Here is a 22,302-nt window from a genome sequence, read left to right as displayed (position 1 = left end):
GGCGGGTTCATCCAGCCAGCAACGACCCGCCTTCTTTATAGAGTTGGCCAAGGTCGCTGGCCGCGATCAGCGCTGCTTTCATTTCGTCGAAGGTCACTTCGAACGGTTCGACCTTGCTGGTCTGATTGGGGTCGGCGGCGGTGCGCGCCACGCAGTCGAGTTCGTGTGCCGAGATGTCGGCCAACCCGAGGTCTTCGAAGGTGACCGGCAAACCGATACTCAGGCAAAACCTCAGTACCGTATCCAGTTCGCGGCTGGATTTGCCTTCGAGCACCAGCATCACCAGAACGCCGAAGGCCACGTACTCGCCGTGGTACATCGTCGCCCGGGCACCCAGTTCACTGAACCCGCAATACACCGCATGCGCGGTCGCCACGCCGTTGCTTTCGAAACCGATGCCGCTCATGAGCGCATTGGCTTCCACCACGCGATTGAAGGCTTTGGTCACGCATTGTTGTTCAGCGGCGCGCCTGGCTTGCAGGCCATCTTCCAGCAGCACCCGATAACACAGCTCGGCGATGGACATCGAGGTCAGCGTCGATTTGCCACCGCCGCTGCTCTCCTTCAATCCCGCTCCGGCGTTGCCGAGAAAATTGTCCCGGTGCGATTCGACACAGGTGCGCGCTTCGAAATAAGTCGACAGCGCGTCGCCCATTCCGGCCACCAAAAGGCGTACCGGCGCCTGGGCGATGATCCAGGTATCGACCACCACCACATCCGGGCTGCGTTCATAGAAAAGCACGTCATCAAACGCGCCCGCTTCGGTGTACAGCACCGACAGAGAACTGGTTGGAGCGTCATTGGAAACAATGGTGGGCACGATGCACAGCGGCACTCTGGCCTGGTTGGCCACGGCTTTGGCGGCGTCAAGCACCTTGCCACCGCCGACACCAATCACCCCGTCGCATTCAAGAGCGTTGATGCTTGCCGTCAGCCGCTGGATTTCCTGACGCGTCACTTCGCCGGTAAAAATGCCGTAGTGCAGCTGTGTGTGCTCGGCATCGAAACTGACGCTCAGGGTCTGTTTCAGACTGTCGAGACGACCCTGAGTGGTAATCACCAGAAACCGTCGACCGAACCAGGCCACATGCCGATGCAGTCGTTCGAGTTCCTTGTAGCCTTGGATATAGCGTCCGGGTGCAGCAAACATTTGAGTCATGTGATCGTCATCCTGGCCCCGTCGTGGAGGCTTTTTGTTATTGCTTTGAGGACGTTTGCGAGAGGCTCATCTCTCGGATGATCGATGATATATCATATTTAATTTTCAACCGCCAACAGCTTTTTTGCAAAAACGACACCTCGCAAAACCCGGGATTGACGCTTGGGGGGTACGAAGATATATGATGCATGAAAACAAGAACAACACTGTTCGGAGGAAGGCATGCACGATTACGTTGTCATTGGAGGCGGCTCGGCGGGCTGCGCGTTGACCGGTCGCCTGATCGAGGCCGGCGCCTCGGTTCTGCTGATTGAGGCGGGGCCTCGCGATACGCATCCGCTGATTCACATCCCCGCCGGCTTTACCCGGCTGTTGTCCAGCCCGCTTTTGTCGCGTCACCAGACCGAACCGCAAACGGCGATGGACGGACGCCAGCGTATTCTTCCCCAGGGTCGGGTGCTGGGCGGTGGCAGTTCGGTGAATGCGCTAATCTACATCCGCGGCCAGCACGAGGATTACGACGACTGGGCCAGCGCAGGCTGCGAGGGCTGGTCGTACCGTGAGGTGCTCCCGTACTTCAAGCGTGCCGAAGACAATGAGCGCTTCGACAATGGCTATCACGCGACCGGCGGTCCGCTGGGGGTCTCTGATCTCAAGCAGGTGTGTGAATTGTCCCGCGGGTTTGTGCGTGCTGCGCAACAGGCCGGCATTCCGTTCACTCCGGATTTCAATGGCGAACGCCAGAACGGCGTCGGCTTCAACCAGATCACCGCGCGCAACAACCGCCGCTGCAGCGCTGCCGTGGCGTATCTGCGCGTGGCGCAAAAAAGCGATCGCCTGACGGTCGTGACTGACGCGACGGTGCAACGAATCCTGATCGAGGGTGATCAGGCCGTGGGGGTCGAGTACCTCCATAACGGCCAGCGAGTGCAGGCTCGCGGCAGCAAAGAAGTGATCCTCAGCGCCGGCGCCATTCAGTCACCCAAGCTGTTGATGCTGTCCGGTATCGGTCGCGCCGAAGAACTTCAACGCCATGGCATTCCGTTGCTGCACGAGTTGCCCGGTGTCGGTCAGAACCTGCAAGACCATGCCGAAGTGGGCACGATTGCCTACTGCCACGGCAAGTACGGTTACTACGGCCAGGACAACGCTTTCAACACCGTGAAAAACGGCTTGCAGTATTTGCTGTTCGGCAGCGGCCCGGTCAGCTCGAACGTCACTGAGGCCTGCGCCTTCGTCAACACCGACCATGCGCAGGAACGCCCCAACGCCCAGATGCATTTCGTGCCCATCGTGTTCTTCGACCTCGATCAAGACACCATCAAGAAACCCGGCGCGACCATCAACACCTGCGTACTGCGCCCCATGAGTCGCGGCGAAATCCGCCTGAGCGACAACAAGGCAGACACGCCGCCGCGCATTGACCCGCGTTACTTCGCTCACCCGGAAGACCGCCGTGTGGCGATCAAGGGCTTGAACCTGTCGCGGGAAATTCTCGCGCAACCGGCCATGCGCGCGTACACCGGCGAAGAGGTTTTCCCGGGGCTGAGCGTGCGCAGCGATGAAGCCTTGTTGAGCTACATCAACCAGCGCGCCAAGACTGTTTACCACCCGGTCGGCACCTGCAAGATGGGTGACGACGAAATGGCCGTGGTCGACCCGCAACTGCGCGTTCGCGGCGTACGCAATCTGCGGGTGGTCGATGCTTCGATCATGCCCAACCTGATCTCCGGCAATACCAACGCCCCGTCCATCATGATCGGCGAGAAAGCCGCGGACATGATCCTCGGACGCGCCGCCTTGCCCGCGTCTGCAACCCTTTATGAAAGAGGAATATCCCCATGCCCATCAGCGGTAAAACCCGAGTCGTCGTACACCTGACCTACCCGGCGAAACACTTGCGCACCCCCGAATTTTTCAACCCACTGCTGGAACGCCTCGGTTATGACGGCGTGCTGGTGCCTTGGGAAGTGTCACCGGCCAACCTGGCCACGGCGTGGGAAGGTTTGCGCGGGATTGAAAACCTGGCGGGGGTGATTGTCACCGTTCCGCACAAGCTGGAGGTCGCGAAATTGTGCGATGAACTGCAAGGCACAGCCCGTCTGCTCAAGGTGTGCAACGTCGCCAAACGCCTGCCCGACGGGCGCTTCAGCGGGCGCATGTTCGATGGCGACGGCTTCGTCGGCGGCCTGAAAAAACAGGGCCATGACCTGACCGACAAACGTGTCCTGTTGCTGGGCGCGGGTGGCGCGGCGACCGGCATTGCCCACGCGTTGCTCGCCGAAGCCATTCAAGAGCTGGTGATCAGCAACCGCACACCGGCCAAGGCCGAAGCGCTGACCCGTGAGCTGCGGCAGATGTTCCCCGGGCGGCAGATCAATGCCGGGCCCGCCGATGCCACGGGTTTCGATGTGGTCATCAACGGCACCGCTTTGGGCCTCAAGCCTGAAGACCCGCTGCCGCTGCCCGTCGAGACGCTCGCCCCCGGCACGGTGGTCGGCGAAGTGGTGATGAACCCGGACATCACGCCGCTGTTGAGCGCCGCCGCCGAGCGTGGCTGCGTCATCCATAAAGGTGCGCACATGATCACCGGCCAGATCGATCTGCTGGCCGAATTTCTGTTTTCCAAAACCGGCGTTTGATACGCCCTTCTCCGTATAAGGAAAGACCATGAAAAAAACTGCAATCGTCACCGGCGGTGGCTCCGGCATTGGCCTGGCCACGGCACAACGTCTGCACGCCGACGGCTATGAAGTGTTCACCGTCGGGCTCGGCGAACCCGAACAGCGCGTAGAGGGCATTCATTATCAGGAGCTGGATGTCACCAACGACGAGGCCGTGGCGGGTTTCTTCGAGCAGTTCGAGCGAGTCGACGCCATCGTCAATGCCGCCGGCATCATTGACCACAACCGCGAGTGGCAGCTGGACGGTTTCAGCCGGGTCATCGACGTCAACCTCACGGCCGTGTTGCGCATCACCAATGCCGCCCTGCCCGGCCTGAAAGTCGCACGCGGTGCGGTGGTGAACTTTGCCTCGATGCATGGGATTTTCGGCTCCGCGAAAACCCCGGCCTACGCGTCGAGCAAAGCCGCCATCTCCGAACTGACGCGCTGCATGGCCGTGGCCTGGGCGACCGATGGCGTGCGCGCGAATGCTGTTGCGCCGGGCTGGATTCTGACCAACCTGTCGCGGCGAGCGTTCGAAGATCCGGCGCGCTCGGAAGGGATCATGGCGCGTATCCCGATGAAAACCTGGGGCGCGCCGGAAGACGTGGCCAATGTGATCGCCTTCCTCGTTTCCGACAACGCGCGCTACGTGACGGGTACGACGTTGCCGGTCGATGGCGGGTATTCGATCGCCTGACGTCATCTCGTCGCTTGAGTGCTTGACCGTTTAAAAACATGATATATCATGCATCACAACAAGACCGAGCACTTGGCAACCTGCCGCCGAGCCTCGAATAACAATAAGCAGTGAAGTGAGAGGTGCTGAATGAATCTGGTTTTCGGCTCGCCCGGACGGTACGTCCAGGGCACTGAAGTGCTCGCTCAGGCGGGCACTTATCTGGCGCACTGCGGACGCAAGGCCGTGGTGGTCATCGACAGCTATGTGCTGGGTCTGATCCGCCAACGACTCGATGACACTTGCGCGCAATCGGACGTCGAGTTGCACTACATCACCTTCGACGGCGAGATCACCGCCGACGGGATTGCCGGCCTGCGAGCGGCTGCCGCTGAGGTCGGGTTCGACATGATCCTGGCCGTCGGTGGCGGCAAATGCATCGACGCCGGCAAAGCCCTCGCCCACACCTCCGGTCGTGCGCTGATCACCATGCCGACCGTGGCCTCCAACGATGCGCCCACGTCGAAAAATTACGTGGTCTACGACGCTCATCATCAACTCAGCGAAGTCGGGCATCTGCTCGTCAGCCCTCGCTACGTGCTGGTGGACACCTCGCTGATTGCCCAGGCCCCACGCCAATTCCTGCTCGCCGGGATTGCCGATGCGCTGACCAAAAAGTTCGAAGCCGAGCAGTGCTACAAGTCCGGTGGCGTGAACATGTTTGGCGCACGCCCGGCACTCTCGGGGCTGGTGCTGGCGCGCGAGTGCTACCGCATCATTCGTCAATACGCCGAACCGGCGCTGGCCCAGGCTGGTACCGGCGAGGTTACGGTGGCCTTCGATCACTTGATTGAAGCGGTGCTACTGATGAGCGGCCTGGGGTTCGAAAGCGGTGGCTTGTCCATTGCCCACGCGATGACGCGCGGCCTGTCGAAAATCCCCGGGGCACAACAGCAGGTTCACGGCTGGCAAGTGGCTTACGGCTTGCTCGTGCAGTTGGTGCTGGAAGACCGCGACGCCGAACTCATGGGCGATATGTTGAGTTTCTTTCAGCGTATCGGATTGCCCCGCAACCTGACCGAACTGGGCGTGCCAAACGTCGACAATTCGGTGTTGATGCAGGTGGCAGAACCCACCCTGAAAGCCCCTCACGCACGCAATTTTTCCTCGGTATCAGGCGGCGCACTAACATGCGACGAGCTGATCGGGGCGATGCGCGCGCTGGAAGGCCTGACCCACTGAGTACCGACTCAAAAGCGCCGTTGAACCCACGACCATCCGGTTGAAGTTCAAACCCCGCCATTGAGATTCAACTTCAACAAATTCATGCCTGTGATTGGAGGTAGAGATGTCTGCACCCCGCAAAACACTCGAACAGTGGAAAGCCAGTAACTATGTGCCTTCCGCCGAGACGGTCATCAAGTTGAAAGACCGGGCGAAATTCGTCCGTCTTGAAACCATCCGCCTAATCGAAATCGCCAAGACCGGCCACTACACCTCGGTGTTTTCCGCCGCCGAATTGTTCTCCGCACTGTATTACGACGTGATGACGATTCGCCCGGACGAACCGAAGTGGCCGGGACGCGACCGCTTCCTGATGGGCAAGGGCCACGCTGCAGTGGGTCAGTTCCCGATCCTTGCGGACCTTGGCGTGTTCCCCAAGGAGTGGCTCGATGAATACACCCGCCTGGGCAGCCCTCTGGGCGATCACCCTGACATGCGCAAAGTACCCGGCATCGATTTCTCTTCCGGCTCCATCGGCCACGCCCTCTCCGGCGGCCTGGGCATGTGCCTGGCCCAACGTTTCACCGGCGAAGTCTACGACGTGTTCGTCATGCTCGGCGACGGTGAAATGCAGGAAGGCCAGGTCTGGGAAGCCGCGATGAGCGCCGCCCACCACAAGGCCAAACACTTGATCGCGATTGTCGACCGCAACGGCTTCCAGCTCGACGGTTCGGTCGACGACGTGATCGGTATCGAACCGCTGGACGAAAAATGGCGTGCCTTTGGCTGGGAAGTGCATGTCATCGACGGCCACAACATCGCCGAGGTGACCGAAACCCTGCGCCGTGTCAAAGCCGATGAAACCCGCGACAAGCCGGTGTGCATCATCGCCAAGACCGTCAAAGGCAAAGGCGTTTCCTACATGGAAACCGAGCCCGGCTGGCACCTCGGTTACCTCGACCCGGAAGACGCCAAACGCGCTATCGCTGAAATTGAAGTCATGGAGATCTGAACATGAATGCCCCTCTTTCCCCCAATTCCTGGCAGTACCGTGGCCTCAATGCCCTTAACCCGGGCCTGTCTTATTTGTCCGACGCACTGATCGAACTGACCAAGGCCGGTTACCCGGTGATGGCCGGCTCGGCTGACTTGCAGTACTCCAACGGCCTGAACAAATTTGCCAGTGAGTACCCTGAGCGTTACCTGCAGTTCGGTATCTCCGAGCAGAACATGGTGACCGCCGCCGCGGGCCTGGCCACCTGTGGCGTGATGCCGTTCGTGGCGACCTTTGCTTCGTTCCTCGGCCTGTTGTGCTGCGAACAGATCCGCATGGACGTCGCCTATTCGGCGCAACCGGTACGGTTGATTGGTCACCACACGGGTATTTCTCTGGGCTTCTACGGCACTTCGCACCACGCCACTGAAGACATCGCCACCATGCGCTCGATCGCTGACCTGGCGGTCGTGTCGCCGGCCGATGGCCCACAACTGGTCGCCGCGATCAAAGCCTCGGCCACCTACGACAAACCGGTGTATTTCCGCATCGGCCGCGGTCGCGATCCGATCGTTTACGAGGACGGTGTTGTCTTCGAATTCGGCAAGGCCCACGAGCACATCGAAGGTGAAGAGCTGACCATCATCGCCTGCGGTATCACCGTGCATCCGGCACTCGCCGCTGCTCGCAAGATGAATGCAGAAGGTCGTTCGGTGGGTGTGATCGACATGGCTTCGATCAAGCCGATCGACCGTGACGCCATCCTGCGCGCCGCGGCTCGCAGCAAACGCATGATGACCGTCGAAGAGCACAACGTGCTCGGTGGCCTGGGTGCGGCTGTGGCTGAAGTCCTGTCGGACGAAGGCGTCGGCGTGAAGCTCAAGCGTCACGGTATCTATGACGAATACAGCCTGATTGCACCGCCGACACACCTGTATCAGCACTACAAGCTGGATGCCGCCGGTATCGAGGAAGTGGCACTGGCACATATGAAGGCCTGATCACCTTTCAGGAGTGAGGTTTGCCCCATGGCGGGCAAGCTTCGCTCCAGTATTTTCGTCGTATTGGACACCTCTTTTCCTCAGGGAGCCTCACGCAATTCACCTCCACCGACCACACCCCGTGGTTTATGAAGTATCTCGGAGCCAACAATGAATAACATCACCGAGACCATGTCCGGCTACTCGACCGGACAGGCCAAAACACGTACCTCTCTGCGCAGAAAGTCCTTGATGGCCACCGGCGTCGGCAACTTGCTGGAGTGGTTTGACTGGACTATTTATACCGTCGCGTCGGTGTACATCGCCGCCGCACTCTTCGATAAAAGCAACGCAACTTCTGCATTACTGAACACCCTCGCGGTATTTGCCGCGGGATTTCTATTGAGACCTATTGGCGGCATCTTCTTCGGCATCCTGGCGGACAAGCTGGGCAGGCGCAATGTGTTGCTCAGTACCATGTTGTTGATGGCTGGCGCGAGCCTGCTGATCGCCTTTATTCCCTCCTATGAGTCGATTGGCAGCTGGGCTTCAGGACTCTTGCTGCTGGCCAGGCTAGTACAAGGTTTTGCCCATGGCGGTGAAACCACCACCTCCTATGCCTACATCGCTGAAATCGCACCGCCGAAACGCCGAGGACTGTGGTCAAGCACAGTGTTTATCGCGGTGGGTTGCGGCTCGTTACTCGCGACGTTCTACATGGCACTGCTGACGTCACTGTTGTCCGTGGGTGAAATGCAGGAATGGGGGTGGCGCATCCCCTTCGCGACGGGTGGCCTGTTGGCCGTCTTCGCCTTGTGGCTGCGTCGTAACATGATGGAAAGCGAACACTCGCCAAGCGCTGGCGGTGAATCGACAGCACCAGCCTGGAGTCGTGCCAAGATCATCCAGCACGGCGTTCGTCTGTTTCTTTATGAAGCCGGTGCCACATTGACCTACTACACCTGGGTCACCTCGGCCTCGATCTACGCCATCAGCGTCAAAGGCATGGACCCACGCAGTGCGTTTACCATGAGCTGCATTGCGCAGGTCATCTACCTGGTATTCCTACCAATTTCCGGCTGGATATCAGATCTGTGGGGGCGGAAAATTTCAGCACTGATTTCTTTGCTGGGGATTGCTGTCACGCTGTTTCCACTGTGGGGCCTGATTAATAACCAGCCATGGACTCTGATGGTGGCGCAAACCGCAGGTTTACTGTTAGTGGCCTTCATCACCGGCTGTAAACCGGCATCGATCTCCGAGCAGATCCCGACTCGCTATCGCACTCGAATGTTTGGGGTGTGCATCTCTCTGGGCGTCGCGGTGTTCGGTGGTACAGCCTCCTATCTGACGACCTGGCTGTACTCGGAAAACATTGGCTGGATCTTCAACATCTACTTGATCGTTGTCGCGGTCATTGCCAGTGCCGTGGTACTGATGTGGAAAAACAACCACGGTGTGCCGATCGACAAAATTTGAACCCCGTTGCTTGTTTTCGCCATTGCGGGCAGCCCGCCCTTACAGGCATCTCATAACCTGTGAGGGCGGGCTTGCCCGCAACTTATTTCAATTGTCGTTACATACCTATCCCCCTAGCGCATTCACCAACGCCGCTTGATTCTGCCACTGTGCGGTCTTCACTTGGGACAGCGCATTCTGCGCAGCCAGTTGCACCCGCTGAGCCTGCAACACATCAAGGAACGGCGTCTCTCCGGCCTGCCAGGCTCGTTGGATCTGCTCGGCAGCTGAGCTGGCTTGACTGGCCGCACTGGCCAGGAAAGTCTGACGTTCGGCATTGCGTTGGGCAGCAGCCAGCGCTGACTCCACCTCGGAAACGGCCGTCAACACGGTGCGTCGATAACTCAGCAACGCCTGCCGCGCCTCGGCATCCCGAAGATCGACCACGTTGCGCCGACGTCCGCCGTCAAACACCGGCACGCTAGCATTCAAGCCGGCCAGCCAGAACGTCGAACTGGCCAGATTGGCGGCGCTCACACCATCAATCAAAGACCCCAGGGCCGCTGACAGGCTCAATCGTGGCAACAGATCCGCTTTGGCTACACCAACTCGCGCATAGGCCGCAATCAAGCGTGCTTCGGCGACGCGTATGTCAGGACGGCGACGCAACAGATCCGCAGGCGTACCGGCGTCCAGCAACGACACCGTCGAGACGTTCGCCGGACGCTCCTTGAACTGCTGATAAAGCGTCTCGGTCGGCTGGGCGAGCAGCACTGACAAGCGATGCAGCGAACGTTGCCAGTTCAGTTGCAGCGCTGGCACTTGGGCGGAAGTGGAATCGGACTGCGAGCGTGCACGAAGCAAATCCGCTTCAGGACTGTCCCCCGCCGCATACAGCTGCTCAGTCAGCTGCAAGGTCTCAGCCTGGCTGGCCGCACTTTGCTTGACGATAGCCAGGCGCTCCTCCAGCCCTCGCGCTTCGGCGTAGGCCTGGACCACTTCAGTGATCAGCGCCACACGCACACCCCGCGCCTCTTCCTCTGTCGCGTTGAGGTCGGCGTCGGCAGCGCGCACACCTTCACGGATACGGCCGAACAGATCGATTTCCCAGGCCGCACTTAACCCCAATGAGGTCGGCTCGGTGATCAGCGAGTCGGTGAAACCCGCCTGATCCGCCGAGATACGCTGACGAGCGACACTCGCCCCCAAATCGACCTGAGGGCTGCCGGAAGCTCCGGCGATGTTGCGCAGTGCACGCCCGGCATCGATCCGCGCCAACGCAATCTGCAGGTCAAGGTTTTCCCCCAGAGCGCGCTCCACCAGACGGTCGAGCAACGGGTCCTGATAAAGCTTCCACCAATTGTCTGTCACGCTGGCGGGTACAGCCGTTTGAGCGTTGACGAAACTGTCGACCGGCAAGTCGCTCTTGGGCGGCATGACCGGCGAGGCGCAGGCACTCAGTAGCGCGGCCCCAAGTACCAGGCCTGGAACGCTGAGATAATTATTCATGGGCCTCACCCTGTTCAGAATGGTTGGTTTTAGACTGTGCCTGACGCTCGCCACCAGCCATTCGGCGGATCAACACATAGAAGACCGGAGTGAACAGCAGACCGAACAGCGTGACGCCGATCATCCCGAAGAACACCGCCGAACCGACTGCCTGACGCATCTCGGAACCCGCGCCCTCAGACATCACCAACGGCAACACACCGAGGACGAAGGCCAGCGAAGTCATCAGAATCGGGCGCAATCGCAGACGACACGCCTCGACGACCGCATCAACGATGCCTTGCCCCTCTTTCTCCTGCTGCCTTGCCACTTCGACGATCAGAATCGCGTTCTTCGCCGCCAGTCCCACCAGTACGATAAAACCGATCTGAGTCAGGATATTGATGTCCTGCCCCATCAGACGTACGCCACCGGCAGCGGCTAGCAGACACATCGGCACGATCAAAAGAATCGCCAGTGGCAGACTCCAGCTGCCGTACTGTGCCGCCAGTACCAGGTAGACAAAAATCACACACAACGGGAAGACCAGGAGGCCCATGTTGCCGGCAGTGGTTTGCTGATAGCTCAGATCAGTCCACTGATAGGTGATGCCGGCTGGCAGCGTCTCATCAGCTAGACGTTCCATCGTCTTGATCCCGAACTCGGAACCCATCCCCGGCAATGTATCGCCGTTGATTTCCGCAGTAGGAAACAGGTTGTAGCGCGGGAATCGCTCCACACCCAGCGCCTCATGCAGACGCGTCACGCTGGCAATCGGCACCATCTGACCGGCATCGTTGCGCACCTTGACCCGTGACAGATCCTCTGGCGTGACCCTGTACGGCAAGTCCGCCTGCGCCGTCACTCGATACGTACGTCCCACGAGGTTGAAATCGTTGATGTAGGACGAGCCAAAGTACGTCTCGATGGCCTGGTTGATCTGGCTGCTTGGCACGCCCAGCATTTCGGCGCGTTCACGATCCAATTCAACGAACACCTGTGGCGTCCGGGCCGAGAACGGTGAATAGACTCCGGTCATGCATTGAGTGGCGTTGGCGGCGGCAATCAGGTCGTCGGTTGCTTTGGCCAATGCTTCGGTACCCAGCCCGGCAGTATCCTGCAAACGCATGGAGAAGCCGCCCGTGCTACCCAAGCCTTGAACCGGTGGTGGCGTGGCGACAATGACCGTTGCACCGCTGACCGCTTTCAAACGTTCACGCAAGTCTTCGGCGATCTTGTCCGACGTCAACCCATGCACTTTACGCTCGGACCACGGCTGGAACACTGGCGCCAGGCCGGCCGAGTTCGATGAGCTGGTACCGGTCACCATCGAGAAACCGGAGAACGTCGGTACTCGGTCCACACCCGGCACATCCAGGGCAATCGCCTCGATCTGCTGAGAGATTTCGTTGGTCCGCTCCAGAGAGGCACCGTCAGGGAGTTGCACGATGACCACCAGGTAGCCACGATCCTGAACCGGGATGAAGCCCTTGGGCGTCGACACCATTAGATAAGCGGTCGCGGCAATCAACACCGCGTAGATCGCCAGCATCAACGGAGTTTTTGCCACGAGGCCACGCACGCTGCCGGCGTAGCCTGAAGAGAGTTTCAGGAAGCCGCTGTTGAAGCCATCAGCGGCACGCTTGAGCACACCAAAGACGCCTTTTTTCGGCTTCTGATGGGCTTCAGGATCATGTCGACGCAGAATCATCGCCGCCAACGCCGGAGATAGCGTGACCGAATTGAACAGCGAGATCGCTGTGGCCACCGCAATCGTGATCCCGAACTGGCGGAAAAACTCACCCGAGATACCCGGAATGAACGCGGTCGGAATAAACACCGCACACAACACCAGGGTAATGGCGATCAACGCGCCGCCGATTTCCTGCATGGTCACGATGGTCGCGTCCAGCGGGTTCTTGCCGTCAGCCAGATGTCGCTCGACGTTCTCCACCACCACAATGGCGTTGTCGACCACGATCCCCACGGCCAGCACCAGCCCGAACAGGGTCAGGTTGTTAATCGAGTAACCGAGCATCGCCATGACCGCGAAGGTCCCGACCAGCGACACGGGGATGGCCAGTATCGGAATGATCGACGGCCGCCAGCCTTGCAAAAAGATCATGATCACCAGCATCACGAGGATGACCGCCTCGTAGATGGTCTTGCCCAGCTCGCCGATACTGTCGGCAATAAACGCCGTCGGGTTGTAACCGATGCTGTATTCGATGCCTTCGGGGAAGTCCTTGCCGATTTTCTCCATGGTCTCTTCGACCACTTTCATCGTCGCCAGCGCGTTGGCGCCCGGACGTTGCAGCACTTGCAGGCCGATCGCCGGGTTACGCAAGTAATAGGTGTTGTTGACGTACGCCAGCCCGGCGATTTCCGTGCGTGCGACGTCCTTGAGACGCACAAGGCGTCCGGCAGTACCCGACTTGAGGACGATGTTGTCGAAGTCGGCAGGCTCTTTCAGTCGACCCTCGAAGATCAGGTTTGGCTGAAACGCCTGAGACGCCACCGGAGGCTGGGCGATCACCCCGCCGGCCACCTGGGTGTTTTGCGAACGCACGGCGGCGATGATCTCTGCCGGCGTCAGGTTGAAGGCCGCAACGCGCTCTGGATCGAGCCAGATGCGCATTGAATATTCGCGCGCCCCCAGCGGGTTGATGTCGCCGACACCGTCGATACGCTTGAGGACATCAGCAACATTACGGATCGCGAAATTCGACACATACAACTGATCGTAGGTGCCCTTCGGCGACGAGATAAAAATCGTCGACAGCTGCGTCGGCGATGACTTGCGCACCGTCACACCACTGCGCTGTACCGGTTCCGGCAGGCGCGGAGTGGCCAGCGCCACACGGTTCTGCACCAACACCTGGGCCTTGTCGACATCAGTGCCGCTCTTGAAGGTCACGGTCAGGTTCAGGCTGCCATCGGAAGTCGCCTGACTGTACATGTAGAGCATGTCTTCAACGCCGTTGACCTCCTGTTCGATGGGGATCGCCAGGGTCTCGGCGACCGTCTGCGCTGAGGCGCCGGGATAGGTCGCGGTGACCACCACGGTGGGCGGTGCAATGTCCGGGTACTCGGAAGTCGGCAGCACCAGATAGGCTAGGCCACCAATAATCATCAGGACGATGGACAGCACAATCGCCAATACCGGTTGTTCGATGGACGTGCGTCCCAGGCTCATAGCGGCGCCTCCTGGTTGTCCATCGCTTTCGCGGCCTGGGCCAGCGAGCGCTCCTGAGCCGTCACCGTATCACCGACCCGCACGCGTTGCAGGCCATCGACAATCACCCGGTCCTGAGCCTGCAAGCCGCTGGCGATTTCGCGCAAACCGTCATGCAGTTTGCCGAGCGTCACCGGGCGAACTTCAACCTTGTTCTGCGCATTGAGCACGTAGACGACTTTGCGGGTCGCATCGACGCCGATTGCGGTGTCCGGCAGGAGCAATGCCGAGTAAGGCGCTTGACTGGAGAACTGCACCCGGCCAAATTGCCCCGGGCTCAAATGCAGGTCTTTGTTACTGACGCGGGCCCGCTGACGCAAGGTCCCGGTCGACTGATCAAGACGGTTGTCGATGAAGTCCATGCGCCCGTTCATGCTCGGCTCGACTTCACCCGGCAACGCAATGCGCACCTGACTCTGATTGGCGGCAGTATTCGCCTGGCGGCGGTATTTGAGGTAGCTCTGCTCATCGATATCGAAGTAGATATCAATCGGGTCAATCGAGACGATGGTGGTCAGCAACGTGGCGCTGCTGTTACCGCCGTTGACCAGGTTGCCTTCGCTGATCAACTTGCGGCTGATCCGCCCGGTCATGGGCGCGGTGATGCGGGTGAACTCCAGATCCAGCTTGGCACTGGTCAATGCTCCTTCGGCGCTCAAGACTTCGGCTTGCGCCGCCTGACGCGCCTGCAAGCGCTGATCGTAGAGGCTACGGGCGATGGTTTTGGATTCGATCAGGACATTGGCCCGGGCAAACTCCTGCTCGGCGAGGGACAGTTGCGAGCGCACCTGCGCCAGTTTGCCTTGAGCCTGTACCACGGCGGCCTGGAACGAGCGCGAATCGATCACGAACAGCAAATCGCCTTTCTTGACGATGGCACCGTCCTGAAACGCGACTTTTTCCAGATAGCCACTGACCCGCGAACGAACGTCTACCGAGTCGGTGGCCTCGAAGCGCCCGGTAAAACTGTCCCAGTCAGTGATCACGGACTTGACTGGCTGGCTGACCGTCACACTCGGTGCAACCGGCGTACTACCGGCGTTGTCCGGCCCACAGCCGGTCAAGGCCGCCGTCAGCGCAAGACTGACGGCGGATAAAGCCACACCTTTGATAACCTTCGATTTGACTGAGGACGATGTTGCCAACTTCCCCGTTGTATGCGAGTTCATGTTTAGTAGTCTCCACAGCTGGCCACTGAATGAACATCATTCGATGACCTACGAATTGACCGAATAAAACTTCAGTTCATTTAATTAAGTACCGACAGCGATGTGAAACGGGAGACTTAACGTTGGTTCGAACTTTCACCGTATGATTTATTACGCTCGACAAAGACACCGGATTCTTCCGCATGAATTGCCAAGGACGTAGAAAGGGCTGCCAGAGTAGCGAGCAGAGCAACTGCTTTTTTGAAGTAAGTCATTTGTGGTGTTCTCGGTGGTGATCAAGTAGGAAAGGATTTTCCGATACCACCGAGAGAAGATAAACCGCATGAATGGGAAAAGAATGTTGACTAAAAAGCAAGAGCAGGCGCTCTAGCACGGCACATACAAAAGTTCTATCGCACGAATCAACACCTGCACGCCAATAACTTATGAAGCGCATTCACTAATGCTTTAACAAAGCACGACGCCAGCAGAAGATGATTTATTAAAGCGAGAACGCTACTGATTTACTTGAAGGGAATGGGGCTATTAAACTCAATAAAAAGGAGATGACCTGGCGGCCATCTCCCCAAACCTATCAGCGATCAAGTCCCCCCCAGGCAGAGGTACTTGATTTCAAGATAGTCTTCGATTCCGTACTTGGAGCCCTCACGACCAAGCCCCGACGACTTCACGCCACCGAACGGTGCCACTTCCGTCGATATCAACCCCTCATTGATCCCGACGATGCCACACTCAAGCGCTTCGGCCACGCGCATGATCCTTCCAATATCCCGACTGTAGAAATACGAGGCCAGACCGAACTCGGTGTCGTTGGCCATCTCGATGGCTTGCGCCTCGGTACTGAAACGGAACAGTGGTGCCACGGGACCAAACGTCTCCTCACGGAACACCTTCGACTCCCTTGGCACGTTCACCAAGATGGTCGGCCGGTAGAAACTGCCCCCCAACGGATGGCGTTCACCCCCCACCAGGACAGAGGCTCCGCGCTCAACGGCATCGGCGACATGCTCCTCGGCCTTGCGCACGGCGGCGTCGTCAATCAGCGGGCCGATCGTCACACCGTCCTCAAATCCGCTCCCTACTTTCAGGGCCTCGACGGCGGTTTTCAGTTTGGCGGCGAAAGCATCATAGATACCGTCCTGGACCAGCAGACGGTTAGCGCACACACAGGTCTGCCCGGCGTTTCGGTACTTGGACGCGAGCGCACCCTGCACCGCAGCATCCAGATCAGCATCGTCAAACACGATAAAGGGGGCGTTGCCGCCGAGTTCCATGCTGGTCTTTTTGATCGTCGGCGCGCATTGGGCCAACAGTGTGGCACCGACCTCGGTGCTACCGGTAAAGGACAACTTGCGCACGTCCGGGTTGGAGGTCAGTTCGGCCCCGATTTCACTGCCCGGCCCCGTAATCACGTTGCACACGCCGGCAGGCAGACCGGCACGCTCGGCCAGCACTGCAATTGCAATCGCCGAAAAGGGTGTCTGACTGGCGGGACGCAATACACCGGTGCAACCGGCCGCCCAGCCTGGCCCGGCCTTGCGGGTGATCATCGCTGCCGGGAAGTTCCACGGGGTAATCGCGGCAAACACCCCGATGGGTTCTTTCTGAACGATGATTCGGCTGCTCGTTGAATGGGAGGCGATGGTATCGCCATAAACACGCTTGCCCTCCTCCGCGAACCATTCAATGAAAGACGCGGCATAGGTAATCTCACCACGACTTTCGGCCAGCGGCTTGCCTTGTTCGGCGGTCATGATCCGCGCCAGGTCTTCGCGGTGGGTAATCATCAACTCGAACAAATGGCGCAGTTTTACCGCGCGCTCTTTGGCAGTGAGCGCTCGCCACGCCGGTTGCGCGCGCTTGGCGGCGGCGATGGCCAGGGCGGTCTCACTGGCCCCAAATGAAGGCACGCGCCCCAGTACCTTGCCGGTGGCCGGGTTCGTAACGGTAATGCTGCGTCCCTCACCCACCTCCAGCCACAGGCCGTTGATGTAGTTCGCCTCACGGAACAACGTGGGATCGTCGAGCGTTGCCAGGAAGTTTGTATCGGCCATGCTGTCACTCCTCAAAATTCAATAACCTGACGCACCGCGCTGCCGTCATGCAGGCGGTCGAAGCCTTCGTTGATGTCGTCCAGTTTGAGTCGGCCGCTCAGCAACCGATCCACCGGCAAGCGACCATCGCGATAAAGCTCAATGAACCGCGGAATATCGCGGATCGGCACGCAAGTACCGATGTAGCTGCCTTTGAGCGTACGTTCCTCGCCCACCAACTGAACCACATTGACGGACAGTGCCGAACCTGGCGGCGGCAGACCTGCAGTCACGGTCATACCACCGCGCTTGGTCATTTTCATGGCGTTATCAAGTGCCCGGATCGAACCGGCCATTTCGAAGACGTAGTCGGCGCCGCCACCAGTCAGTTGCAGTACCTGCTCAACGGCGTCCGCGTCGCCGCCGTTGACCACCGCGGTGGCGCCGACGTCTTTGGCCAATGCGAGCTTTTCTGGTGAAAGGTCAACGGCAATGATTTTGCTCGCCCCAGCAGCTCTTGCACCCAGCACTGACGCCAAGCCGACGCCACCCAGACCAATCACCACGGCGGTTGAGCCGACCCGCAATTGCGCGGTATTGACCACGGCGCCGACCCCGGTCAACACCGCGCAACCAAAGAGTGCCGCTTCGATAAAGGGCAGATCTCGATCGATTTTGACCACCGAGTTGCGCGACACCACAGCGTATTCGGCAAATGCCGAGACCCCCAAGTGATGATGCACGTGACCTACAGGACTGCTCAAACGCACTGATCCGTTGATCAGCGTACCGGCCGCATTCGCTTTCGCACCCGGCTCACAGAGGGCTGGACGACCTTCGGCGCATGGCAGGCAATGCCCACAACTGGGCATAAACACCATGACCACATGATCGCCCGGCTCAAGGTCGCTGACTCCCTCGCCCAACGCTTCGACCACGCCAGCAGCCTCATGGCCGAGCGCCATGGGCATCGGCCGAGGGCGATCGCCATTGATCACCGAAAGGTCGGAATGACAAAGACCTGCGGCACGGATACGCACCAGCACTTCGCCCGGCCCCGGAGGCGCCAGCTCGATGGTCTCAATAACAATTGGCTTGCTCTGGGCATAAGGCGGCTTAACATTCATGTGTCTTAGAACAGCAGCTCTGACTTGCATCTTGTGTCTCCGACGCAGCTGGACTCGATAGTGAGTACTCATCACTATGCCGCAGGCAGCCGGTGTCAGAAACGCATCACCGGGCGCAGCTGTTTGGAATTGAATTCGCAAAAAAGAGTCGCTCCGGATGCACTTATAGTGGTGTCGCTGTCACTCCTACGTCGCTGGACGCCGCATGTCAGAACGCCCTCATCAAATCGTCAGCGATCTACCGCGCAGAACACGAATCCGTATCATGTTCGTGTGCGCCGCTCGCTCCTCCCTTACAGCGGGCCTGGCCTTCGGTATGGCCGTCCTGTTGCAGCTCCATCAACCGTTGTGGGCACCTGTCTCAGCCTTGATCACCAACAAGGAAAATCTGGGTGACACCTTTTCCGAGTTCCGTAATCGGGTGATTGGCACAACGCTAGGAGCGACACTGGCGATCCTCTGTCAGATATCCATGCAACATCTGCACTTGGCGCCTTCTACCGAGTTAATGATCGTCACGGCTGTGACTGCAGCGGTAATCGCCAATCGTCCAGAATGGCGGGTTGGGTTGTGGACTGCAGTCATTATCCTGCTGAGCAAGGATGTGGGCTCGACCATTTTGGAGACAGGACTCATGCGTTTTCTGGAAGTCACATTAGGCTCGACGGCTGCTATCGTGATAGCCGCACTCGAAACGAGAGCCCGGCGGTTCTGGTCTGATACCACAAAGCACTGAGTGGTTATTCGGGGGCGTTAGTGAGCTCCGCAGCGCTCTAGTCAAAACACAGTTGTTATTTTAATTCTCAAATCTTGTGCTCCCCCGCAGCGTTCTCCGCAATCAGTCCAATGCTTATCCTGAACCCACAAACAACATCGCAGCGTCCTCTGAAAGGACACCTGAATGAGGGTTTCAAGATGACCGAAGTAAGCACCCGAAAAAAACTGGTAGAGGCTGCGCCTCATGCCTCGTTTAATCTCGATGCGATCGTCAAGACGTTCCCCGAGACCGCCGAAACGCTGCTGGTTGATTCAAGACTGACCGACGAAGACGAGGCTAGCGCCCGGGTCTTCCGTGTCTACCATCCGACACCTGCGCATTACCACGCGACCTGTGATGAGTACCTCATCGTCATGTCCGGGCGCGCCAGGTTTTTCATGGGCGACCGTGAACCGTTCGAGGTCGGTCCCGGTGAGATGCTGTTCTTCAAGAGGTTCACTATCCACGGCATGCCAGAGATCCTTGAGCACCCGCTGTTCATGGTGTCTGTCGATACTCCACGGCGCGACCCCAGCGATATCATCTTTGTCGATCCGACCGCCGGCACCGCAGCATCCTTCGTCAAGGCTCTGTCATGAACACCCATCAACTGGAGATCTTCGCGACGTTCCCGGTTGAGCGCCCGGGTAATCCGACGGTGATGCCAGATGGGCGGGTACTGGTATCGGTATCCGCCATCATTGCGCCGGACATCTCCGTACGTGCGGTGGCCGAGAACGGTGAGCATCCGGCTTACCCAAATGAAACCTGGGCGGGTAAACCCGGGGCGGATGGCCGCGGGATGTCCGCAGTGATCGGCATCCGTACCGACCTTCAGGGGATCGTCTGGATACTCGACATGGGCGGACCGGGCCAACAGCCACGCCTCATCGCCTGGAATGATCGAGAAGACCGCCTGCACCGCCTGATCGTACTACCGCAGAACGTGCTTCGCCCAAGCTCTTTCACTCAGGACTTCGTGATCGATTGGCGGCGTCAGCGCATTTACATCGCAGACATGACGATGAACCCCAGCGGTGAAAGCGACTATCCGGCCATTGTCGTGGTCGATCTCCAAACAGGTCTTTCATGGCGATCGCTTGAGTGCTACCCGGGGTTGATGCCTGGAGATGTACCGCTGATGATCGGTGGAAAAGCCCTTTCGCTGCGTACGCCAGAAGGCGAAATCATTCCTTACCGCTACGGCCTCAATCCCATCGCGATCGACCCGTTGGGCCGCTGGGTCTATTTCGGTTCGATGTCCGCTCGCAAGGTCTATCGAGTATCAACCGAAGTCCTCGCGGAACCTGCAGGCATCGCACCGCTGAGCGAGGCCGTTGAGTACTGGTGCGACAAGCCTCATTGCGACGGGTTTGATGTCGACGCAGAGGGCAACGTCTATGTGACCGACATCGCGAATAATGCGATTGGGCTAGCGTCGCCTGCCGGCTACCGCATTCTTGCACAGGACGATCAATTGCTCGCCTGGCCGGACGGCGTTGAGCTCGATGCCCAGGGGGAATGGCTCTACATCACAGCCAACCAGCTGCACCGCCACCCACTGCTCAATGCGGGTGAGGACGACAGCCAGCCGCCGTTCCATGTATTGCGGTTGCGGGTGGATGCGCCGATGGGTTCGAGCGAAAAACCATGAGCTATAGCCGTGTTGCGTTCGTTGTCATTGCACTGCTGCTCACGGCCAGCGCCATAGGCTTGGCGCTGGCCGAAGGTGACGCCGGTCTCGGCGTCTGGATATACGCCGTGGTGGCCATCGCCGCAATAACGTTTTCGCGAGCCAGGCCAGACTTTTGGCCCGGCCGCCTGTTCGAGGCGTCGAGCCCTTCACGGATTTCGCTGGCCCATCGTCTGCTGACCCAGATAGCGGCTCTGGTGTGTCTGCTGGCCGCCCATGCTTTGAGCGGGAAAGTATCGGCAATTCTCTCGGTTGCTGGCCTGCTGCTGTTCATTCATACCCTAGTGCTGGCGCGTCTGCCCCGACTTGCCCGATCACAAAGGACCCACTGACCGATGACAACAAAGACTTCGTTGTCGGAACACCCCGGAATGCGTGCCGTCCCACCATCGCCTATGCCGGGACGCCTTTCGCTGCTGATGGGACCCGGACTGTTGATTGCAGTGGGTTACATGGATCCTGGCAACTGGGCCACCGGTATCGCTGCTGGCGCTCAGTTCGGTTACAGCCTGCTATTCATGGTGGTGCTGTCGAGTCTAGCGGCCATGCTTTTGCAAACACTCGCCTTGCGTCTCGGCGTCGTCACAGGTCAGGATCTTGCCCAGACCTGTCGTCTTCGCTACGGCCGACCAGCCACACTCGCGCACTGGGCAATGGCGGAGATTGCCATCATTGCCACCGATATTGCCGAGGTTCTGGGTGCGGCGTTGGCGTTCAAATTACTATTCAACTTGCCAATGGCCCTCGGCATCGTGCTGACGGCTGTCAGCACACTGGTCATCCTGGGCTTGAAGGGTGCCGCCAATGGCCGAGTGCAGAAGATCGTCCTGGCCCTGGTGGCGACCACTGTCCTGTGCTTCGCCATTGAGCTGGCATTGATCACGCTCGATGTAAACGCCATGTTTCGGGGGTTCATTCCTTCATTGGACACGCTGGCTCAGCCAGGGGCACTGTTCATCGCGGTGGGTATCATCGGCGCCACCGTCATGCCCCACAATCTGTACCTGCATTCATCACTGGCCCGGTCCAATAGCGTCACACATGACGGAGAGCAGGTAAAACGGTCCCTGCGCCGGGGTTCCAAAGATACGATCCGCGCGCTTTCAATTGCGGCCGCCGTGCAAGTTGCCATTTTGTTGGTGGCCGCCGCCGTCTTCCACGACAGCGGGCACACTGAGATTGGCGGGATCGAGCAGGCCCATCAATTGCTGGCCCCCCTGACAGGTGTGGCCATCTCTGCCGTGCTGTTCGCCCTGGCACTGCTCGCCTCGGGCCAAAGCGCGACGTTGACCGGCACCCTCGCCGGTCAGGTCGTGCTCGAAGGGTTCTTGAAGCTCAAAGTTTCATTGTGGAAACAGCGCGTCGTCACCCGCCTGCTGGCCATGGTGCCAGCGCTGTGCGGGATTCTCTGGCTGGGCGACGCCGCGGTGTGTGATCTGTTGGTGTTTTCTCAGGTGGTGTTGTCAGTGCAACTGCCGTTTGCGGTGTATCCGTTGATTCGTTTCACCAGCAATAAAACGCTGATGGGTGATTTTGCTATCTCACGCCCGGTCGCCGTCATGGCCTGGTGTATTTTCCTGCTGATCAGCGCCGCCAATCTCTGGTTGGTTACATCCGTCATTCTTTGAATGCCTTCCTCCCAT

General features: G+C 59.2%; 18 protein-coding genes. 12 read left to right on the top strand and 6 right to left on the bottom strand.

The genetic code is table 11. From position 1 onward, the window contains the following. Positions 1-7: 7 nt before the first annotated feature. The gene (locus BLU75_RS05835) at positions 8-1,159 is read right to left on the bottom strand and encodes a glycerol dehydrogenase (protein ID WP_084377489.1); all 1,152 of its coding nucleotides are present in this window, start codon (positions 1,157-1,159) and stop codon (positions 8-10) included. Positions 1,160-1,381: 222 nt separating this feature from the next. Between BLU75_RS05835 and BLU75_RS05830 the strand changes: the two genes are divergently transcribed. The 7 genes from BLU75_RS05830 to BLU75_RS05800 all read left to right on the top strand — a co-directional run bounded on the left by BLU75_RS05830 (position 1,382) and on the right by BLU75_RS05800 (position 9,178). Beyond that, entirely contained in the window at positions 1,382-3,040 is a 1,659-nt protein-coding gene (locus BLU75_RS05830; protein ID WP_084377487.1) for a GMC family oxidoreductase, read from the top strand. Then, on the top strand, positions 3,001-3,801 hold the full coding sequence (locus tag BLU75_RS05825; protein WP_084377485.1) for a shikimate dehydrogenase family protein: 801 nt from the start codon (positions 3,001-3,003) through the stop codon (positions 3,799-3,801). Before BLU75_RS05830 ends, BLU75_RS05825 begins: the two co-directional genes overlap by 40 nt. A 28-nt stretch (positions 3,802-3,829) precedes the next feature. Beyond that, positions 3,830-4,522, top strand: coding sequence for an SDR family NAD(P)-dependent oxidoreductase (locus BLU75_RS05820; RefSeq protein ID WP_084377483.1), 693 nt, complete (start codon positions 3,830-3,832; stop codon positions 4,520-4,522). Between the two features lie 129 nt (positions 4,523-4,651). Continuing rightward, positions 4,652-5,743, top strand: a complete 1,092-nt coding sequence (locus tag BLU75_RS05815) for a glycerol dehydrogenase (protein WP_084377481.1) — start codon at positions 4,652-4,654, stop codon at positions 5,741-5,743. 106 nt (positions 5,744-5,849) lie between these two features. Continuing rightward, positions 5,850-6,737 carry a transketolase gene (locus BLU75_RS05810; RefSeq protein ID WP_084377479.1) on the top strand — a complete coding sequence of 296 codons (888 nt, stop codon included), beginning with the start codon at positions 5,850-5,852 and terminating at the stop codon, positions 6,735-6,737. A 2-nt stretch (positions 6,738-6,739) separates the two neighbouring features. Next, positions 6,740-7,720 carry a transketolase family protein gene (locus tag BLU75_RS05805; RefSeq protein WP_084377476.1) on the top strand — a complete coding sequence of 327 codons (981 nt, stop codon included), beginning with the start codon at positions 6,740-6,742 and terminating at the stop codon, positions 7,718-7,720. Between the two features lie 150 nt (positions 7,721-7,870). After that, positions 7,871-9,178, top strand: a complete 1,308-nt coding sequence (locus BLU75_RS05800; RefSeq protein WP_084377474.1) for an MFS transporter — start codon at positions 7,871-7,873, stop codon at positions 9,176-9,178. A gap of 105 nt (positions 9,179-9,283) precedes the next feature. On the opposite strand, the gene BLU75_RS05795 is transcribed toward BLU75_RS05800, so the two are convergent. From BLU75_RS05795 to BLU75_RS05775, 5 genes are all read right to left on the bottom strand, one after another. Continuing rightward, entirely contained in the window at positions 9,284-10,666 is a 1,383-nt protein-coding gene (locus BLU75_RS05795; RefSeq protein ID WP_084377472.1) for an efflux transporter outer membrane subunit, read from the bottom strand. Then, positions 10,659-13,841: an efflux RND transporter permease subunit gene (locus tag BLU75_RS05790; RefSeq protein ID WP_084377470.1), complete on the bottom strand. Its 3,183-nt coding sequence runs from the start codon at positions 13,839-13,841 to the stop codon at positions 10,659-10,661. Before BLU75_RS05790 ends, BLU75_RS05795 begins: the two co-directional genes overlap by 8 nt. Further along, the gene (locus BLU75_RS05785; RefSeq protein WP_084377468.1) at positions 13,838-15,049 is read right to left on the bottom strand and encodes an efflux RND transporter periplasmic adaptor subunit; all 1,212 of its coding nucleotides are present in this window, start codon (positions 15,047-15,049) and stop codon (positions 13,838-13,840) included. The genes BLU75_RS05790 and BLU75_RS05785 overlap by 4 nt, the downstream gene beginning before the upstream one ends. A gap of 581 nt (positions 15,050-15,630) precedes the next feature. Then, positions 15,631-17,103 carry an NADP-dependent succinate-semialdehyde dehydrogenase gene (gabD, locus tag BLU75_RS05780; RefSeq protein ID WP_090221390.1) on the bottom strand — a complete coding sequence of 491 codons (1,473 nt, stop codon included), beginning with the start codon at positions 17,101-17,103 and terminating at the stop codon, positions 15,631-15,633. 11 nt (positions 17,104-17,114) lie between these two features. Next, positions 17,115-18,209, bottom strand: coding sequence for a zinc-dependent alcohol dehydrogenase family protein (locus BLU75_RS05775; RefSeq protein ID WP_231982617.1), 1,095 nt, complete (start codon positions 18,207-18,209; stop codon positions 17,115-17,117). Between the two features lie 316 nt (positions 18,210-18,525). Between BLU75_RS05775 and BLU75_RS05770 the strand changes: the two genes are divergently transcribed. From BLU75_RS05770 to BLU75_RS05750, 5 genes are all read left to right on the top strand, one after another. Continuing rightward, positions 18,526-18,945, top strand: coding sequence for an FUSC family protein (locus tag BLU75_RS05770; protein ID WP_172832065.1), 420 nt, complete (start codon positions 18,526-18,528; stop codon positions 18,943-18,945). A 179-nt stretch (positions 18,946-19,124) separates the two neighbouring features. After that, a complete protein-coding gene (locus BLU75_RS05765) occupies positions 19,125-19,565 on the top strand; it encodes a cupin domain-containing protein (RefSeq protein ID WP_084377462.1) in 441 nt (146 codons plus the stop codon). Further along, positions 19,562-20,620, top strand: a complete 1,059-nt coding sequence (locus tag BLU75_RS05760) for an L-dopachrome tautomerase-related protein (protein WP_084377461.1) — start codon at positions 19,562-19,564, stop codon at positions 20,618-20,620. Before BLU75_RS05765 ends, BLU75_RS05760 begins: the two co-directional genes overlap by 4 nt. After that, positions 20,617-20,991: a hypothetical protein gene (locus BLU75_RS05755; RefSeq protein WP_084377459.1), complete on the top strand. Its 375-nt coding sequence runs from the start codon at positions 20,617-20,619 to the stop codon at positions 20,989-20,991. The genes BLU75_RS05760 and BLU75_RS05755 overlap by 4 nt, the downstream gene beginning before the upstream one ends. A gap of 120 nt (positions 20,992-21,111) precedes the next feature. Continuing rightward, the gene (locus BLU75_RS05750) at positions 21,112-22,287 is read left to right on the top strand and encodes an Nramp family divalent metal transporter (RefSeq protein ID WP_231982616.1); all 1,176 of its coding nucleotides are present in this window, start codon (positions 21,112-21,114) and stop codon (positions 22,285-22,287) included. Positions 22,288-22,302 lie beyond the last annotated feature (15 nt).

Source organism: Pseudomonas mucidolens, assembly GCF_900106045.1.
In the GTDB taxonomy this organism is placed as follows: domain Bacteria; phylum Pseudomonadota; class Gammaproteobacteria; order Pseudomonadales; family Pseudomonadaceae; genus Aquipseudomonas; species Aquipseudomonas mucidolens.
The sequence above is the reverse complement of the archived record's forward strand: the minus strand, read 5'-3'. Positions and strand labels throughout refer to the sequence as shown.

Coding starts and splice junctions, on each gene's coding strand:
- BLU75_RS05795 (WP_084377472.1), bottom strand. CDS start 10,666: ATGAATAATTATCTCAGCGTTCCAGGCCTGGTACTTGGGGCCGCGCTA.
- BLU75_RS05760 (WP_084377461.1), top strand. CDS start 19,562: ATGAACACCCATCAACTGGAGATCTTCGCGACGTTCCCGGTTGAGCGC.
- BLU75_RS05755 (WP_084377459.1), top strand. CDS start 20,617: ATGAGCTATAGCCGTGTTGCGTTCGTTGTCATTGCACTGCTGCTCACG.
- BLU75_RS05750 (WP_231982616.1), top strand. CDS start 21,112: ATGGATCCTGGCAACTGGGCCACCGGTATCGCTGCTGGCGCTCAGTTC.
- BLU75_RS05790 (WP_084377470.1), bottom strand. CDS start 13,841: ATGAGCCTGGGACGCACGTCCATCGAACAACCGGTATTGGCGATTGTG.
- BLU75_RS05800 (WP_084377474.1), top strand. CDS start 7,871: ATGAATAACATCACCGAGACCATGTCCGGCTACTCGACCGGACAGGCC.
- BLU75_RS05820 (WP_084377483.1), top strand. CDS start 3,830: ATGAAAAAAACTGCAATCGTCACCGGCGGTGGCTCCGGCATTGGCCTG.
- gabD (WP_090221390.1), bottom strand. CDS start 17,103: ATGGCCGATACAAACTTCCTGGCAACGCTCGACGATCCCACGTTGTTC.
- BLU75_RS05835 (WP_084377489.1), bottom strand. CDS start 1,159: ATGACTCAAATGTTTGCTGCACCCGGACGCTATATCCAAGGCTACAAG.
- BLU75_RS05785 (WP_084377468.1), bottom strand. CDS start 15,049: ATGAACTCGCATACAACGGGGAAGTTGGCAACATCGTCCTCAGTCAAA.
- BLU75_RS05775 (WP_231982617.1), bottom strand. CDS start 18,209: ATGAATGTTAAGCCGCCTTATGCCCAGAGCAAGCCAATTGTTATTGAG.
- BLU75_RS05830 (WP_084377487.1), top strand. CDS start 1,382: ATGCACGATTACGTTGTCATTGGAGGCGGCTCGGCGGGCTGCGCGTTG.
- BLU75_RS05810 (WP_084377479.1), top strand. CDS start 5,850: ATGTCTGCACCCCGCAAAACACTCGAACAGTGGAAAGCCAGTAACTAT.
- BLU75_RS05815 (WP_084377481.1), top strand. CDS start 4,652: ATGAATCTGGTTTTCGGCTCGCCCGGACGGTACGTCCAGGGCACTGAA.
- BLU75_RS05770 (WP_172832065.1), top strand. CDS start 18,526: ATGGCCGTCCTGTTGCAGCTCCATCAACCGTTGTGGGCACCTGTCTCA.
- BLU75_RS05825 (WP_084377485.1), top strand. CDS start 3,001: ATGCCCATCAGCGGTAAAACCCGAGTCGTCGTACACCTGACCTACCCG.
- BLU75_RS05765 (WP_084377462.1), top strand. CDS start 19,125: ATGACCGAAGTAAGCACCCGAAAAAAACTGGTAGAGGCTGCGCCTCAT.
- BLU75_RS05805 (WP_084377476.1), top strand. CDS start 6,740: ATGAATGCCCCTCTTTCCCCCAATTCCTGGCAGTACCGTGGCCTCAAT.